Annotated in this window: 14 protein-coding genes; 9 read left to right on the top strand and 5 right to left on the bottom strand. The window is 65.3% G+C overall.

Annotated features, from left to right (window positions below):
• Positions 1-66 precede the first annotated feature (66 nt).
• The 3 genes from LJ656_RS29635 to LJ656_RS29625 all read left to right on the top strand — a co-directional run bounded on the left by LJ656_RS29635 (position 67) and on the right by LJ656_RS29625 (position 3,966).
• On the top strand, positions 67-1,668 hold the full coding sequence (locus tag LJ656_RS29635; RefSeq protein WP_230513044.1) for a GMC family oxidoreductase: 1,602 nt from the start codon (positions 67-69) through the stop codon (positions 1,666-1,668).
• Between the two features lie 19 nt (positions 1,669-1,687).
• Positions 1,688-3,112, top strand: a complete 1,425-nt coding sequence (locus LJ656_RS29630) for a cytochrome c (protein ID WP_230513043.1) — start codon at positions 1,688-1,690, stop codon at positions 3,110-3,112.
• Positions 3,113-3,228: 116 nt separating this feature from the next.
• The gene (locus LJ656_RS29625; protein WP_230513042.1) at positions 3,229-3,966 is read left to right on the top strand and encodes a metallophosphoesterase; all 738 of its coding nucleotides are present in this window, start codon (positions 3,229-3,231) and stop codon (positions 3,964-3,966) included.
• 24 nt (positions 3,967-3,990) lie between these two features.
• On the opposite strand, the gene LJ656_RS29620 is transcribed toward LJ656_RS29625, so the two are convergent.
• On the bottom strand, positions 3,991-4,692 hold the full coding sequence (locus LJ656_RS29620; protein WP_230513041.1) for an RES family NAD+ phosphorylase: 702 nt from the start codon (positions 4,690-4,692) through the stop codon (positions 3,991-3,993).
• On the bottom strand, positions 4,689-5,123 hold the full coding sequence (locus tag LJ656_RS29615; protein ID WP_230513040.1) for an MbcA/ParS/Xre antitoxin family protein: 435 nt from the start codon (positions 5,121-5,123) through the stop codon (positions 4,689-4,691). The genes LJ656_RS29620 and LJ656_RS29615 overlap by 4 nt, the downstream gene beginning before the upstream one ends.
• 113 nt (positions 5,124-5,236) lie before the next feature.
• On the opposite strand from LJ656_RS29615, the gene LJ656_RS29610 reads away from it, so the two are divergent.
• On the top strand, positions 5,237-6,001 hold the full coding sequence (locus LJ656_RS29610) for a hypothetical protein (RefSeq protein ID WP_230513039.1): 765 nt from the start codon (positions 5,237-5,239) through the stop codon (positions 5,999-6,001).
• 114 nt (positions 6,002-6,115) lie between these two features.
• Here the strand turns inward: LJ656_RS29610 and LJ656_RS29605 are convergent, their stop codons facing one another.
• Positions 6,116-6,967 carry a LysR family transcriptional regulator gene (locus LJ656_RS29605; protein WP_230513038.1) on the bottom strand — a complete coding sequence of 284 codons (852 nt, stop codon included), beginning with the start codon at positions 6,965-6,967 and terminating at the stop codon, positions 6,116-6,118.
• A 98-nt stretch (positions 6,968-7,065) separates the two neighbouring features.
• Here LJ656_RS29605 and LJ656_RS29600 point away from each other — a divergent pair, with 98 nt between their 5' ends.
• Positions 7,066-7,449: a tautomerase family protein gene (locus LJ656_RS29600; protein WP_230513037.1), complete on the top strand. Its 384-nt coding sequence runs from the start codon at positions 7,066-7,068 to the stop codon at positions 7,447-7,449.
• A 71-nt stretch (positions 7,450-7,520) separates the two neighbouring features.
• On the opposite strand, the gene LJ656_RS29595 is transcribed toward LJ656_RS29600, so the two are convergent.
• Together LJ656_RS29595 and LJ656_RS29590 are read right to left on the bottom strand one after the other, a co-directional pair.
• Positions 7,521-9,086, bottom strand: a complete 1,566-nt coding sequence (locus LJ656_RS29595) for a sulfatase-like hydrolase/transferase (RefSeq protein ID WP_230513036.1) — start codon at positions 9,084-9,086, stop codon at positions 7,521-7,523.
• Between the two features lie 84 nt (positions 9,087-9,170).
• On the bottom strand, positions 9,171-9,689 hold the full coding sequence (locus LJ656_RS29590; protein ID WP_230513035.1) for a MarR family winged helix-turn-helix transcriptional regulator: 519 nt from the start codon (positions 9,687-9,689) through the stop codon (positions 9,171-9,173).
• Between the two features lie 156 nt (positions 9,690-9,845).
• On the opposite strand from LJ656_RS29590, the gene LJ656_RS29585 reads away from it, so the two are divergent.
• The 4 genes from LJ656_RS29585 to LJ656_RS29565 all read left to right on the top strand — a co-directional run bounded on the left by LJ656_RS29585 (position 9,846) and on the right by LJ656_RS29565 (position 14,432).
• On the top strand, positions 9,846-11,189 hold the full coding sequence (locus LJ656_RS29585) for an MFS transporter (RefSeq protein WP_230513034.1): 1,344 nt from the start codon (positions 9,846-9,848) through the stop codon (positions 11,187-11,189).
• Positions 11,190-11,336: 147 nt separating this feature from the next.
• Positions 11,337-12,521, top strand: coding sequence for a porin (locus tag LJ656_RS29580; protein WP_230513033.1), 1,185 nt, complete (start codon positions 11,337-11,339; stop codon positions 12,519-12,521).
• A 149-nt stretch (positions 12,522-12,670) separates the two neighbouring features.
• A complete protein-coding gene (locus tag LJ656_RS29575; RefSeq protein ID WP_230513032.1) occupies positions 12,671-13,093 on the top strand; it encodes a VOC family protein in 423 nt (140 codons plus the stop codon).
• 493 nt (positions 13,094-13,586) lie between these two features.
• Complete coding sequence (locus tag LJ656_RS29565) at positions 13,587-14,432, top strand: TOBE domain-containing protein (RefSeq protein WP_230513030.1); 846 nt, start codon at positions 13,587-13,589, stop codon at positions 14,430-14,432.
• Positions 14,433-14,445 lie beyond the last annotated feature (13 nt).

Here is a 14,445-nt window from a genome sequence, read left to right as displayed (position 1 = left end):
CTGCGTGTGGGGGGGCGTCGTCACGACGCGCCACACGCAGCGGCAAGCGCATAGAAGAGGACAACAATGGCAAACACGAATTTCGCCGATATCGTCGTGGTCGGCTCGGGCGTCGCCGGCAGTCTGGTCGCGCATCAGCTGGCGCAGGCGGGCGCGTCGGTGATCGTGCTCGAAGCGGGGCCGCGGATCGCGCGCTGGCACATCGTCGAGAACTTTCGCAACTCGCCGGCCAAGACCGACTTCGCGACGCCGTATCCGTCCACCGCCTATGCGCCGCATCCAGAGTATTCGCCGCCGAACAACTACCTGATCCAGAAGGGCCATTATCCGTACAACTCACAATATGTGCGGCTGGTCGGCGGTACCACGTGGCACTGGGCGGCCGCCGCGTGGCGGCTGCTGCCTGCGGACTTTCAATTGCACAAACTGTATGGCGTCGGACGCGACTGGCCGTATCCATACGAGACACTCGAGCCCTGGTATGTCGCCGCCGAAGTGCAACTGGGCGTGTCCGGTCCCGATACGTCGATCGATCTCGGCTCGCCGCGCTCGAAGCCGTATCCGATGCAGCAGTTGCCGCTGTCGTACATGGACCAGCGCTTTAGCGACGTGCTCAATGCGCAGGGCTTCAAGGTCGTGCCCGAGCCGGTCGCGCGCAACAGCCGGCCATACGATGCGCGGCCCACCTGCTGCGGCAACAACAACTGCATGCCGATCTGTCCGATCGCCGCGATGTACAACGGCGTGATCCACGCGGAGAAGGCCGAACAGGCCGGCGCGCGACTGATTCCCGAAGCGGTCGTGTATCGCGTCGAAGCGGACAACAAAGGATTGATCACCGCGGTCCACTACAAGGACCCGAACGGCAACAGCACGCGCGTGACCGGCAAGCTGTTCGTGCTCGCGGCGAACGGCATCGAAACGCCGAAGCTGATGCTGATGTCGACTTCCGATAAATTCCCGCACGGCATCGGCAACAGTTCCGATCAGGTGGGCCGCAACCTGATGGACCATCCCGGCACCGGCGTGACCTTTCTCGCGAACGAGCCGCTGTGGCCCGGGCGCGGCCCGATGGAGATGACCTCGATCGTCAATTTCCGCGACGGCGCGTTTCGCTCCGACTACGCGGCGAAAAAGCTCCATCTGTCGAACGGCGTGCCGACGCTGGGCGTGACCGCCGAGCTGCTGAAACGAGGGCTGACCGGCGCCGAACTCGACCGGCAGATTCGCGACCGCGCGGCGCGCACGCTGACCATCAACAGCTTTCACGAGCATTTGCCGGAACCGCGCAACCGGGTCGTGCCGTCGGCCGATCACAAGGACGCGCTCGGCATTGCGCAGCCCGAGATCTACTACTCGATCAACGATTACGTGAAGAAAAGCGCCGCCGACACGCGCGAACAGTACGCGCGGATCGCGCAGCTGTTCGGTGGCGCCGAGGTGTCGTTCGACGACAGCTTCGCGCCGAACAATCACATCATGGGCACGACGATCATGGGCAGCGACGCGGCGAATTCGGTCGTCGACGAGGACTGCCGCACGCACGATCATTCGAACCTGTTCGTCGCGAGCAGCAGCGTGATGCCGAGCGCGGCGTCGGTGAACTGCACGCTGACGATCGCGGCGTTGTCGCTGAAGCTGGCCGACAAGCTGAAGCGCGAAATCTGAGCCCGAGCGGAGAGCCATCATGTTGAACCATTCCTCTCGCGCGCAACCGGATCGTCCGCTGCGGCCAGCGCCCCGCCGGCGTTTCGGCGGCGCGGCGCTGGCGGCGGCGTTTTCGGTGTTCTCGCTGTCGATCGCGTGGCACGAGGCGCGCGGCCCGCGCGCGCAACAGAGCGACGAGTTGCCGATCACCCAGGCGTATGCCGACGACGCCGCGCGGACGCCGGACGACACGGCCGCGCCCGCCGGCCCGCTCGCCAACGGCGATCTGATCAAACGCGGCCAGTACCTGGCCCGCGCCGCCGATTGCGCCGCGTGCCATACCGCCGACAAGTCGCGCCCGTTCGCCGGCGGTCTGCCGATCAGTACGCCGTTCGGCACGATCGTGACGCCGAACATCACGCCGGACCCGGACACCGGCATCGGCCGCTGGACCGATGCCGACTTCATACGCGCGATGCACGAGGGCATCGGCAAGAGCGGCGAGCGGCTGTACCCGGCGTTTCCGTACACCGCGTACACGCGCGTGACCGAGCAGGATGTGCTGGCGATCCGCGCGTATCTGAACACGCTGCAGCCGATCCACTTCACGCCGCCCGCGAACAGCCTGAAGTTTCCGTTCAATCAGCGCTGGCTGATGGTGTTCTGGAACATGTTCAACTTCACCGAGGGCCGGTTCGTGCCGGACCCGCAGAAGAGCGCCGAATGGAATCGCGGCGCGTATCTGGTCGAGGGGCTCGCGCATTGCGGGGAGTGCCATACGCCGCGCAATTTCATGCAGGGGCTGAAGTCGGACGCGCGTCTGTCCGGCGCGGTGCTGGCCGGCTGGCACGCGTTCAACATCACGCCGGACAAGCTGAGCGGCGTCGGCGCGTGGAGCGACGCGGAGCTGCGCGCGTATCTGGCGACCGGCGCGGCGCCGGGCCGCGCGAACGCGGCCGGCCCGATGGGCGAGGTGGTCGCGAACAGTACGCAGTATCTGACGCCGGTGGATTTGCGCTCGATCGTCGTCTATCTGCGCTCGGTGCCGCCCGTCAGCGGCGGCGATACGCGCAGCCGCCACGACTGGGGCGCGCCGGCCGACGACGTCACCGGCTTGCGCGGCACCGCGGTCAAAGGCGTGAACGGCGCGCAGCTGTTCGTCGCCAATTGCGCGAGCTGCCACAACTGGAGCGGGCAGGGCGTCGGCGCGAGCGCGCCGGGCGCGTATCCGTCGCTGATCCATAACTCGACGGTCGGCGCGAGCGACCCGAACAATCTCGCACTCGTGATCCTGCACGGCGTGAACCGCACGACCGCGCATGCGGACGTGATGATGCCCGCGTTCGGCGGCCACCTCGACGACGAGCAGATCGCGGCGCTCACGAACTACGTGACGAGGCAATTCGGCAACCCGCAAGCGACGATCGGCGCGAGCCGGGTGGCGAAGCTGCGCACGCTGCAATAGGGGCACAGGACCACGGGACGGCGCTCCGGCGCGCGGGCACGCGAATTGCGTAATGGCGCGCGGCTAAGAGAGGCACCGCGCATACATACCGGCGCGGCGCGCATTATTATTCAAAGATGAGTTCGACACCCGCTAACTTCATTCAGCATCACGCCGCCAATCGGCTCGGCCGCGATTTCGTGGTCGGCGACCTGCATGGCTGCGTCGATGCGCTGCGTTACCTGCTGTGCCAGATCGCGTTCGATCCGGCGCGCGACCGGCTGTTTTCGGTCGGCGACCTCGTCGATCGCGGCGAGCATTCGGAGCAGGCGCTCGCGCTGCTCGCGAAGCCGTGGTTTTACGCGGTGCTCGGCAATCACGAGGACACGCTGTGCGCGGTCGCCGAGGGCCGTTTGCGGCGCCAGTGGTGGTACGGCATCGGCGGCGCGTGGGCGATCGACGTGCCCGACGAGCGTCTGCGCCACTACGCCGAGCATCTGCGCACGCTGCCGCTGGTGCGCGTGGTCGGCGAAGGCAAGGAGCGCTTCAATATTCTGCATGCCGAATTTTTCGGTTCCGACGCCGAGCTGGACGCCGGCAACTATTCGGCGGAAACCCGCCAGCAACTGCTGTGGGGCCGCGAACTGGCGCTGGGCAACGGCGATCCGGCGGGCCAGCGCGGGCTCTCGTTGACTTATTGCGGCCATACACCGGTGCGCGACATCACGCAGATCGGCTCGCAGGTGTTTATCGATACCGGCGCGTTCGGGCCCGGCGGCACGCTGACGATCGTGCAGCCGCAGGCGCTGCGGCGCTGGTCGATTTCGGTGGAAGCGGCGCGCGCGGAAGGGGCGGGCGCGCTGGCGCTGCCTTGATGCGCCGAACCCCTGGCCGAACCGTTAGCCCACCTGATTGAGCTCGAACACCATATCGACGCTCGAACCGTTCCAGTTGTACTCCAGATACGCCGCGTGATGGCACTCGCGCAGCAGCGTGGTGCGAAACGCGGCGAGGCATTCGCCGGCCGCGTCGCGCACCGACGGATAGACGATGCCCGGCGCCCCCGCCGCCCGCACCGCGCGCCCGAGCGTCTGGCCGGCGAGATAGTCGTCCGGCGACAGCACCGCCGGATCGAACGCCGCGTCGCCGCGCAGATCGACGACGCCGCCCTGGGCGATCACCGTGTACAGCCGCATCTGCTGACGCATCGGCGGCTCCGCGGTCGCGGCGAGAAACTGGCCGGTGTGAAAGCGCGTTTCGGCAATCGCGGTGGCCCGCGAGCGCGCGCAATAGAACACGCCGTAGGTGCCGTCGGAGAAGCGGCTGCCGAGCGGATTCAGATGGGTGAGCGCGGCCATGATCGGCCCGAAGCCGGGCCCGAAACGGCGTTCTTCGCGCGGCACCAGATCGAGTTCGCCGATCTCGGTGCGCAGCCGGTCGTTGGTCATCGCTTCGAGCGCGTAGAGCGCGTCGAAATCTTCCGGCGATGCGACCCGGTCGAACAGATTGATTGCCGGAAAGCGCGTCGGAATCACGCGATACGCGGGCGACCAGTCGAGCGCGGCGCTGGTCCAGCGGTCCTGCCATTGCGGTTGTGTCACGCCCAGCCGCCTCGCATTGCGTCGAGATACTGGCGCACGGCCACCAGATCGCTGATGTTGCCGGCCAGCATACGGTCCAGCGCGCGGCGCCCGCCGAACGGCGGTGCACTGTTGGGGCGCTTGATCCAGTTATCCGCCGCGCTCGGCTGCGGCAGCAGAATCTGCAGCGCCTTGTAGATGCCCAGCAGCAGCGACAGCCGCTCCAGCGTGTCGCGGCTCAGGCGCGCGGCCTGCGGCTCCTTTTTCCAGTTGAAGAACGTCGAGCGGCCGGGCGAGCCGAGTAGCTTGATCTGTTCGTCCGCGTTCAGGTCCCAGTCGCGCGCGATGTTGAAGAACGCGCGCAGACCCGCCGCGGACATGTCCGTGAGAGTGGGTTCCGACGGCGCGCGTCGCGGCGCCTCGGGTGTGGTCAGTCGGGCAGCGTGAGCCATGAGCGGGTAAGTCCCTATATGTACTTTAGACCGATATTAGTCCATATATGGATAATTGCAAGAGAATATAATCCCGGCTCGTTTGGGCAGTCGTCGATCAGGAGAAGCAGGAGATGCGGGTTCGAGCAGTGGCAGTGGCAGCGGCGTTGGCCGTGTGGTGCATGTCGGAAGCGGCCGTCGCGGCCGGTTATACGGAAACGTGGAATCCGCCCGAGGCTAGCGGGCATGTGGTGAGCGGGCGGATCGCGAAGGCGGCGGGCGGTGACGCGCGGACCGTGCCGGCGCAGGCGCCGGTGGGCGGTCATGCCGGCGGCAAGGTTGGCGCGGGCGCGCATCCTGTGCGAACGGCGGGGACCCGGCAGCGGTCCGCCGCGCATGCTGTGACGGCGCCTGGCGGCGCGCGCCATGGCGACAAGCTCGCCGCGCATCGCGGTGGCGTGAAGAAGGTCGCGGCGGTCGAGACTAACAAGGGTGGTGTGAAGGGCGCGCACGGCGGCGTTAAGGCTCCCGCTCGCGTCGCAGCCGCGGGCAACGGGCGTGCGCATGCGACTGTGACCGCGCAGGCCGCGCATTTGCCGGCGCATTCTCCGGCGCATTCTCCCGCGCATTCCCATCCGCAAGCGCACGCACAACTGGTCCGCGCGAAGCCCGCTCAGGGCAAGGTGGTGCGCGCGAACTTCGCGACGACGGGTCGAAATGCGCATCCGCACGCGATCAAGGTCGCGGCGAAGCCGGCGGTGGTCCATGCCAATCCGATCCGGCCGGCCGTGCAAAGCGCGCCGGCCGCTTCCGCAAACGTTGGCGACATCGCGCCGATGGGTTCCGTGCCCAATCCGGCGACCGCCAGCAGCGGTTCGCTGCCGCCGATCATTCACTGAGTTTTTCTTTCTGCCGGTTCGCTTGACGCCGCGTGCGATAGCCGCCGCGTCACGCAGCCGGCTCACGCCGGCGGATGGCGTGGGCGAACTACGTGGACGGGTTACGTGGACGGCTTAGGCCGCGGCGAGCCCATTCGCGAGCAGCCGCAGCGTTTCCGCCGAACGCGGCTCGCGCACCCGCGAATGCAGCGTCACGCGCGACTCCGGCAACGCCGGCAAGCCGAGCCGGCTGCCCACGTCGATCAGACCGCGCGGCGCGACCCGCCGCGCGAGCGGCGATACGGCGAGTCCCGCCGCCACCGCCGCGCCGACCGCGGCCACACCGCCGCCAACGAACACTTCCTGCCACGCAATCCCCGCTTCTTCGAGCGAGCGCAACGCGACGTCGCGCACGTTGCACGGCGGGCTCAGCAGCGCGAGCGCCAGCGGCTCGCCGAGCCGGGGCAGCCACGCGGGTGTCGCGAGCCAGCCGAGCGGTTCGCTGAACAGCGGCTGCGCGTCGTCGCGCGGCGGCTCGTCGACGCCATAACGGACGATCGCCGCATCGAGCCGGCGTTCGTCGAACTGTGCGAGCAGCGTCGCCGACGCGCCCATGTGGAGTTCGACCACCAGAGCCGGGTCGTGCGCATTGAGGCGGGACAGCAGATGCGACAGATCCGGTCCGGCGACGTGCTCGCTGAGCCCGAGCACGAGCCGCCGCCGCTCCACCGACAGCGCGCCCAGCGCGCGCTCGTGCGCGTTCAGCAGGTCGCGGGCGGCGCCGAGGAACGCATTGCCGTCGGCGGACAGACGCACGACGCGCGGCGTACGTTCCAGCAACTGCTTGCCCAAGTGGGCTTCGAGCCGCTTCAGCTTGAGGCTGACGGCCGATTGGGTGGTGTCGAGCGCGTCGGCGGCGCGGGTGAAGCTGCGCAGATCGGCGACCAGCACGAACGCGCGTACCGCATCGAGATCGAGGACTTTCATTTCAAATGTAAATGAATGAAATAGGCACGGATATCTGTTTATTATGACTCGACGTCCCTAAGCTGTGTTTAATTCAACACCGCAACAAGGAGTCGATCATGCCGCTTACTCGTATTTCTCTGCGCTCCGGCAAGCCGGCTGAGTATCGTCAGGCGTTGACCGCCGGGATCCAGCGGTCGCTGGTGAATACGTTCAACGTGCCGCCCGACGACCTGTTCGTGCTGATCACCGAGCACACGGCCGACAACATGATTTACGACCGGCAGTATCAGAACATTCAGCGCGGCGATGACTTCGTCGTCATTCAACTGACCGTCAGCGATACGCGGACGATCGAGCAGAAGAAGGCGCTGTATCGCCAGATTGTCGATGAGCTTGGGAAGTCGCCGGGAGTTAGGCCGGAGGATGTGTTTATTAATCTCGTCGAGGTGAAGACGGAGAATTGGTCGTTTGGGAATGGGGTGGCACAGTATGCGGTTTGAGGGGGCAGAGTTGGTTGGGGGGGATGGTTGCGCTTAAGCGAATTGCGCAGTGGTGCTCTCCCGACACCCCCTCACCACTCTCCATAAAAAACCCCCTTCGATTTATGCACGTCGGTCGTGCGCAGGACGAGCGCGTCGTTGACGGTCACGCGCGTCCTGGCCGCTCGCTGCCATTCGCCGAGTTTGCGATGCATCGCCTCGCGCACAGGTTCGAGGTCGGCCGCGGACCCGAGATCGACGAACTCGTCGGGATCGTTTTCGAGGTCGAAAAGCTGCGCACGGAAGCCCTGCCAGTGCACGTACTTCCAGCGCGCATCGCGGACCATCCACCCGCGGCATTCATCGGGCTGGCGATCGAGAATCAGACGCGCGCGCCGGAAGCTGTAGTCGAGTTCGGAGACCACGAATTCGCGCCAGTCGCCGCACGGCTCGCCGCGCAGCAGCGGCAGCACCGACCGGCCTTCGATACGCGCGTCGTCGATCGGCAGGCTCAGGCTGTCGAGCACGGTGGGTACCACGTCGATGTTCGACATGAAGCGGCGCTCACGAGTGCCGCGCGTGGCGTCGGCAAGCGGCGACGGATCGTAGACGATCATCGGCACGCGTTGCACGGTGTCGTAGAAAATCTCCTTCTCGCCAAGCCAGTGATCGCCGAGAAAATCGCCGTGATCGGCGCAGAACACGATGAGCGTGTCCTTGAAACGGCCCAGGCGCTCCAGCGTGTCGAACAGGCGCCCGAGGTGATCGTCGAGCTGCTGGATCAGGCCTTGATAAACAGGCCGCACCTTGTCCGAGACTTCGGCGCGCGCGAAGTTGCGGCACTCCTCCTGCTCGCGATAGGCAGCGAGCACCGGATGCTGATCGACAAGTTCCGCTTCGCTGCGTTTGAGCGGCAGACATTGATCGCGCGAATAGAGGTTGTGATAAGGCGCCGGCGCGACATAAGGCCAATGTGGTTTGACATACGACAGATGGAGCGCCCACGGCGTATCGCCTTCCTGTTCGATGTAGCGGATCGCCTGATCGGTCATGTAGGCCGTTTCGGAGTGCGCTTCGAGCACGCGCGACGGCCAGTGCACGTTACGCATCTTCCATCCCGAGTGCACGCCGCCCGCGTCGTCCTGCACGCTGATCACATAGTCGCTCCACGGTCGCGCGCTGTCGTAACCGTGCGCGCGCAGCCATGCGGGATAGCCGGATTCGCTACCCGGCTCGTGATGACCATCGTAACGGTCGAGCTCGTGAAAGTGCCCGACGCGCAGCCGCGCCGCGAGCGCCTCGTTGTTTCCGGCGAGCGTCATGCGCGCGATGCCGTCCTCATCGGCGACGACGTGCGTCTTGCCTGCCAGCGCGAGGCTGCGCCGATGTCGAGCCAGATACTCGCCGAGGGTGATCTCGCCGATGTTCATCGGCACGCGGTTCCACGTCGCCCCGTGGCTCGTCGCCGTACGGCCCGTGTAGTACGACATGCGCGACGGGCCGCAGACGCCCGACGAAACGAATGCGTTTTCGAAGCAGACCGAGCGAGCGGCCAGCGCATCGATGTTGCGCGTGCGCAGCCACGGATGACCGTAGCAGCCGAGGTGATCGGCGCGTAGTTGGTCGCACATGATGAACAGCACGTTGCGGGCGGTCATGAAATAAGTCTCCTCGAATCTGCGCGTTGCATCGATGCGATGCGTGGCGCAGATCGTAGGAGAGGACGAGACCGTTAACCAAGTTCAGCGTTTGCGCTGCGCCATGAACTGCGCTTTTTCGCGCTCCGACAGTTTGAGTGCGCGTTCCTCGAGTTTTTGCAGCAGTGCATCGAGCGCATGCGCTTCGGCGTCGGACAGACAGGACGCCAGCTCGCGATTGAACTGCACGCCCAGTTGCAGGCCGCGTGCGTAGACGGCCTGGCCTTTCTCGCTCAGTACGAGTTCGATCGAGCGTGTGTCGTCGCGATTGCGCACCTTGCGCACGAGTCCTTCGTCCGCCAGCGCGGAAACAGTGCGGCTCGCGAGAACCGCGCTTACGTTCAGCCGCGCGGCGAGTGCGCCCGAGGTCATCCCCGGCTGGTCGTGAATGATGCCGAGCACACGCAGGTCGCGCCGGCTGATGTCGAGTTCGCGCTCGTAGAGCCAGCCGGGTCCGTCGGCCGCCGCCACGGCGACGCGGCGCAGGCGCAGCACGAGAAAGTCGTCGATCGTCTGCGGCTCGAGGAGGCGCGACGGGGCTGCGGGCGAATCGGAATCGGTCATGGCGAAGAAGGCCTTTGTAATGACGCCGGGGAAGACACACCCCAGGGTATTCGATACGACCTTTAACTTGGTTAAGGAAAAACACGCATCGTATCCTGCCCTCCACATTGCATCGAGTTCGTGCTGCGCACAATTAGCTAAAAACCTGGAGACGACATGATCCCGAGAGTAGAACCCAATGACCCCAGGCGCGCCGCGCTGCTCTATAGAAGGGTCGCGTGGCGGCTCGTGACCTTCCTGTTCGTCTGTTATGTGGTGAACTTTATCGACCGCGTGAACATCAGCTTCGCGAAGCTGCAATTCCTGCAGAGCCTGCAACTGAGCGAAGCCGCGTATGGCCTCGCCGCGGGAATGCTGTTTCTCGGCTATACCGCCTTCGTGATTCCGGGCATGAAGCTCGTCGGCGTGATCGGCGCGCGACGCACGATGTCGTTGCTCATGTGCGCGTGGGGCATCTGCACCGTGTTGCTCGCATTTGCCACGACGAAACACGAATTCTATTTGATGCGTTTTTTTATCGGCGCGAGCGAAGCGGCCTTTGCGCCATGCGTGATTCTGTATCTCACGTACTGGTTCCCGCATCGTCTGCGCGGACAGATGATGAGCCTCTTCGAAATCAGCCCTACCATCGCCGGGATTATCGGCGGCCCGCTGGCAGGCTGGATTCTGCAGAATTTCGGCCACGGCACGTCGCTCGAAGGCTGGCAATGGCTGTTCGTGCTCGAAGGCGTGCCGTCGGTAGCGCTTGGCGTGATGGCGTGGTGGTGGCTCGCCGAGCGTCCCGCCAATGCGCGCTGGCTTAGCGTGGACGAAGCGCGTTTTATCGCGGCGGACGTGCAGGCGAGCCTCGGCACGATCGCACGTCAGAGCGCGAGTTTCATGGAAGTCGCACGCGACCCGCGCGTCTATGGATTCGCGTACGTGTACTTCGCGATCTTCTGGTGCCTTAACGTGTTCGGCACCTGGACGCCCACGCTGCTGCGCAGCGCGGGCCTCACGACACCACTCGAAATCGGCATTTATAGCAGCGTGATTTCGTTGGTGAGCGCGGTGGGTGCTTACCTGATGTCGCTACACTCGGACCGCCGGCTCGAGCGTTTCTGGCACATCGTGGTCGGTGCGGCACTCACCATCGTGGCCTTCGTCCTGCTGCCGATGTTCCCGAACAGTCCGTTCGCGAGCGCATCTGTTCTGTGTCTCGGCTCGGTTGGCATCTTCACGGCGCTGAGCCTCTTCTGGACCACGCCGACCATCTGCTTCGCCGAACACGCCGCACGTCACGCGCTCGCGATCATGGCAAGCCTCGGGTCGATCGGCGGGTTTCTCAGCTCGACCGTCACGGGCTGGCTCAAAACACAGAGCGGCAATCTCGACAGTGCGCTCGGCGTGGCCGCCATCGTGCTCGCCACGGGGATGATCGCGCTGCGCTTCGTTCTGCCGAACACGCCGCGCGAGCACGCGCCGCTCGAATCCGTCGCAGCCGGGCCGAGTCCGGACTAGCGTACGAAGCGCGGCGAAGCGCGACGTGGAAAACGGCGCGCGTTCACTTCCTTCCAAACCACGCATGAAATTGCATCGCCGGAGCTTTCCGTACGGAAAGCTCCGTGCGCCCGCGCGCCATCTAACAACAGCAAACCGGAGACATTCATGTGGAAGACTCTTGCCGTCGCGGGCCTGCTTTGGGCCGCGGCAACGCAATGCGTTCATGCGCAAAGCTCGATCGCGTTGTATGGGATCGTGGACACCGGCATCGCCTACACGAACACCGCGGCGTCGAGCATCAGCGCGGCGGGCGCGAGCCGTGTGTCGGCCGTGACCGGCTTCGGCGCCGGCGACCGTTTTGGCTTGACGGGCATTGAAGACCTCGGCGGCGGCACGCGCGCTGTCTTCACGCTCGAAAACGGTTTCAGCGGCTTGACGGGAGCGGCACTGCAAGGCGGCCGGATGTTCGGTCGCCAGGCGTTCGTCGGACTCGACTCGGAGCGCTTCGGACGCGTTACGCTCGGTCGGCAATACGACATCAGCTATGACTATCTGTCGCCGTTCCTCGCGTGGCAGACCTTCGGCAGCATCTATGGCGCCCATATCGGCGACGTCGACAACACCTTCGACACCTTCCGGCTCGACAACACGGTGAAGTACCAGGTGTCCCCGATCGAGGGTCTGCGCGCGGGCGCGATCTACGCGTTCAGCAATCAGGCGGGCGGCGCACCGGACATGGGCTTCGCGAATAATCGCGCGTACAGCTTGGGCCTTTCGTGGAAGTCGAACGGGTGGCAGGCGGCGCTAACGTGGCTGCATCTGGATAACCCTTCATCGTCGACTTCGGGCAGCAACCCGGGTGGTGCCGTCGGCGGCGAGTACACGAACGCTACTAGCATCTTCTACAACACCGGATTTGTGACCCGTCAGAACGTCTATGGTGCTGCGATCAGCTATGCAACGCAGCACGCCGTGTTCAACTTCGTGTTCACCGACACGTTGCTCGATTACGCCGGCGCTGGAAGCCTCGGCGTGCGCAACTACGAAATCAACACGCGTTATTACGTCACGCCGGCGCTGATGCTCGGCGCGGGGTACATCTTCACGGATGGCTCGGGCTTCGTGGGCACCGGCGCGAAAGCGTTCGCGCGCGGCGATCATCCCCAATGGCATCAACTGGATCTCGGCGCGATGTATCTGTTGTCGAAGCGGACCGACTTGCACGTCTCCGTGCTTTATCAGCGCGCGGCCGCGGACGCCGACACCGTGGCGCTCAACGTGCTTGGGCCCGGCGGCGAAGGCCGTACAGTTCAGGTGGGAGTGGTCGCCGGGTTGCGGCACCGGTTCTAGGATCGGGATCGCCGCAAGTAGCCTGGTGCGCGCTCACCAGGATAGCGCTGGGTTTGCGGCGCGTAGGTCGATCTGGTAACCAGCAAGACGATTCCCTCGTCGCACTGCTATGGTTGGACAATCTCCGTGATTCCATGAAAGGTGACCGAATGAAACCCAGAATCAGTGTGCTGACCATCGGTGTAGACGATCTGGAGCGGGCCCTGCAGTTTTACCGGGACGACTTGGGGTTGGCGACCGAGGGCATCATCGGAACGGAATTCGAACACGGCGCGGTTGCGTTCTTCGATCTTCAGGCGGGACTGAAGCTGGCGCTCTTCGCCCGCGCCGACATTGCGCACGATGCCGGCTTGCCGGTCTCCGCACGCAGCGCGACCGAGTTCACCATCGGTCATAACGTTGGCAGTACGGAGGAAGTCGATCAGGTGATGCAGCAAGCGGTCGCTGCGGGAGCACGGCTCGTGAAGGCCGCGGGGAAGACTTTTTGGGGCGGCTATGCCGGGTATTTTCAGGATCCCGATGGGCATCTGTGGGAGGTTGTGTTCAATCCCGCGTTTGTTCCGGAGGACTGAGTTTTGGCCGTTGATCTCTAATCCTTCCCCCACCGCCACCGAGCCGGCTCCCCCTTTATCCAGCAAACCGCCACGAACGCGGCGGTAAGCACCCCAACCAGCACCGCGAACGCGAACGGATGTCCAGCAGGTCGAAACCCAAAAACGACCACGCCGAGCAGCACCAAATACGCAGTCAGCGTCGCCCACCCCTGCCAACGCACAGGCAAGCCCCAACCCCAGCCATAGCGTTTGGCCGCAAACCAGTAGTCATGCTTAGGTGACATTGCGCAACCTCCAGACTCGGGCACTGCCGGGGGTCGGCCGTACTCCTGAGCGACTCGGATTCCTGCTGATTGTCGGCGATCTTTGGACGATCATGAAGGTAGCCGGCGCGGCAACGACGGATCGTTCATCGCCGGCCGGAGCCCGCAGCCGCCCGGTATCGCGTCGCTATAATGATCCGCCCCCTGTTCGCCCAGCCACAGTCCCCAAGCCCCCGAGCGCTCCAATCATGACCACCGAAGCAACCGACCCCACCGACCAGCCCCACGACCCCCTCGAACTCGGCGGCTCCGTCTGGTTCCAGGCCGGCACGCAGACGCTCGGCGGCGCGGCGCGCATCGCGCTGCTCGCGGCGATCGGCGACACAGGCTCGATCACGAGCGCGGCGAAGGCGGTCGGGATGAGCTACAAGGGCGCGTGGGATGCCATCGATACGATGAACAACCTCGCCGGCGAGCCGCTCGTGGTGCGGCTGACCGGCGGCAAGGGCGGCGGGGGCACCACGTTGACGCCGCGCGCGCTCAAGCTGATCGACACGTTTCGCGCGGTCGAGCGCGAGCATCGGCGCTTTCTCGAACGCGCGGGCGCGGCGATCGAGGGCTTTGCGAACGACTGGGATCTGATCGGCCGGATCGGTGTGAAAACGAGCGCGCGCAATCAGTTCTACGGCAAGGTGTCGGCGCTCACGCGCGGCACCGTCAACGACGAAGTGTCGCTCGCGCTGCCCGGCGGCCAGACCATCGTCGCGGTGGTCACGCACGAGAGCACCGAGGCGCTCGGGCTCGCCGAAGGCGTCGCGGCGTTTGCGCTGATCAAGGCGTCGTGGGTCGTGCTGCTGGTCGAGCGCGACGACGGCGTGCCGCTCAAGCTGTCCGCGCGCAATCAGTTGCGCGGCATCGTGCAGAGCGTGAAGCACGGCGCGGTGAACGCGGAGGTGGCGCTAGATCTCGAAGGCGGCGCGGTGATCACCGCGGTCGTCACCAATGAGAGCGTCGATACGCTCGGCCTGCGGCAAGGCGTGAGCGCGGTCGCGGCGTTCAAGGCATCGAGCGTGATACTTGGTGTGAAGGATTGAGCGCTGCCCGCGG

The organism is Paraburkholderia sejongensis, from assembly GCF_020880815.1.
Taxonomy (GTDB): Bacteria; Pseudomonadota; Gammaproteobacteria; order Burkholderiales; family Burkholderiaceae; genus Paraburkholderia; species Paraburkholderia sejongensis.
The sequence above is the reverse complement of the archived record's forward strand: the minus strand, read 5'-3'. Positions and strand labels throughout refer to the sequence as shown.

Excerpts from the sequence above, each read along its gene's own strand:
- LJ656_RS29635 (WP_230513044.1), top strand. The coding sequence starts at position 67 with ATGGCAAACACGAATTTCGCCGATATCGTCGTGGTCGGCTCGGGCGTC.
- LJ656_RS29630 (WP_230513043.1), top strand. The coding sequence starts at position 1,688 with ATGTTGAACCATTCCTCTCGCGCGCAACCGGATCGTCCGCTGCGGCCA.
- LJ656_RS29625 (WP_230513042.1), top strand. The coding sequence starts at position 3,229 with ATGAGTTCGACACCCGCTAACTTCATTCAGCATCACGCCGCCAATCGG.
- LJ656_RS29615 (WP_230513040.1), bottom strand. The coding sequence starts at position 5,123 with ATGGCTCACGCTGCCCGACTGACCACACCCGAGGCGCCGCGACGCGCG.
- LJ656_RS29610 (WP_230513039.1), top strand. The coding sequence starts at position 5,237 with ATGCGGGTTCGAGCAGTGGCAGTGGCAGCGGCGTTGGCCGTGTGGTGC.
- LJ656_RS29605 (WP_230513038.1), bottom strand. The coding sequence starts at position 6,967 with ATGAAAGTCCTCGATCTCGATGCGGTACGCGCGTTCGTGCTGGTCGCC.
- LJ656_RS29600 (WP_230513037.1), top strand. The coding sequence starts at position 7,066 with ATGCCGCTTACTCGTATTTCTCTGCGCTCCGGCAAGCCGGCTGAGTAT.
- LJ656_RS29595 (WP_230513036.1), bottom strand. The coding sequence starts at position 9,086 with ATGACCGCCCGCAACGTGCTGTTCATCATGTGCGACCAACTACGCGCC.
- LJ656_RS29590 (WP_230513035.1), bottom strand. The coding sequence starts at position 9,689 with ATGACCGATTCCGATTCGCCCGCAGCCCCGTCGCGCCTCCTCGAGCCG.
- LJ656_RS29585 (WP_230513034.1), top strand. The coding sequence starts at position 9,846 with ATGATCCCGAGAGTAGAACCCAATGACCCCAGGCGCGCCGCGCTGCTC.
- LJ656_RS29580 (WP_230513033.1), top strand. The coding sequence starts at position 11,337 with ATGTGGAAGACTCTTGCCGTCGCGGGCCTGCTTTGGGCCGCGGCAACG.
- LJ656_RS29575 (WP_230513032.1), top strand. The coding sequence starts at position 12,671 with ATGAAACCCAGAATCAGTGTGCTGACCATCGGTGTAGACGATCTGGAG.
- LJ656_RS29565 (WP_230513030.1), top strand. The coding sequence starts at position 13,587 with ATGACCACCGAAGCAACCGACCCCACCGACCAGCCCCACGACCCCCTC.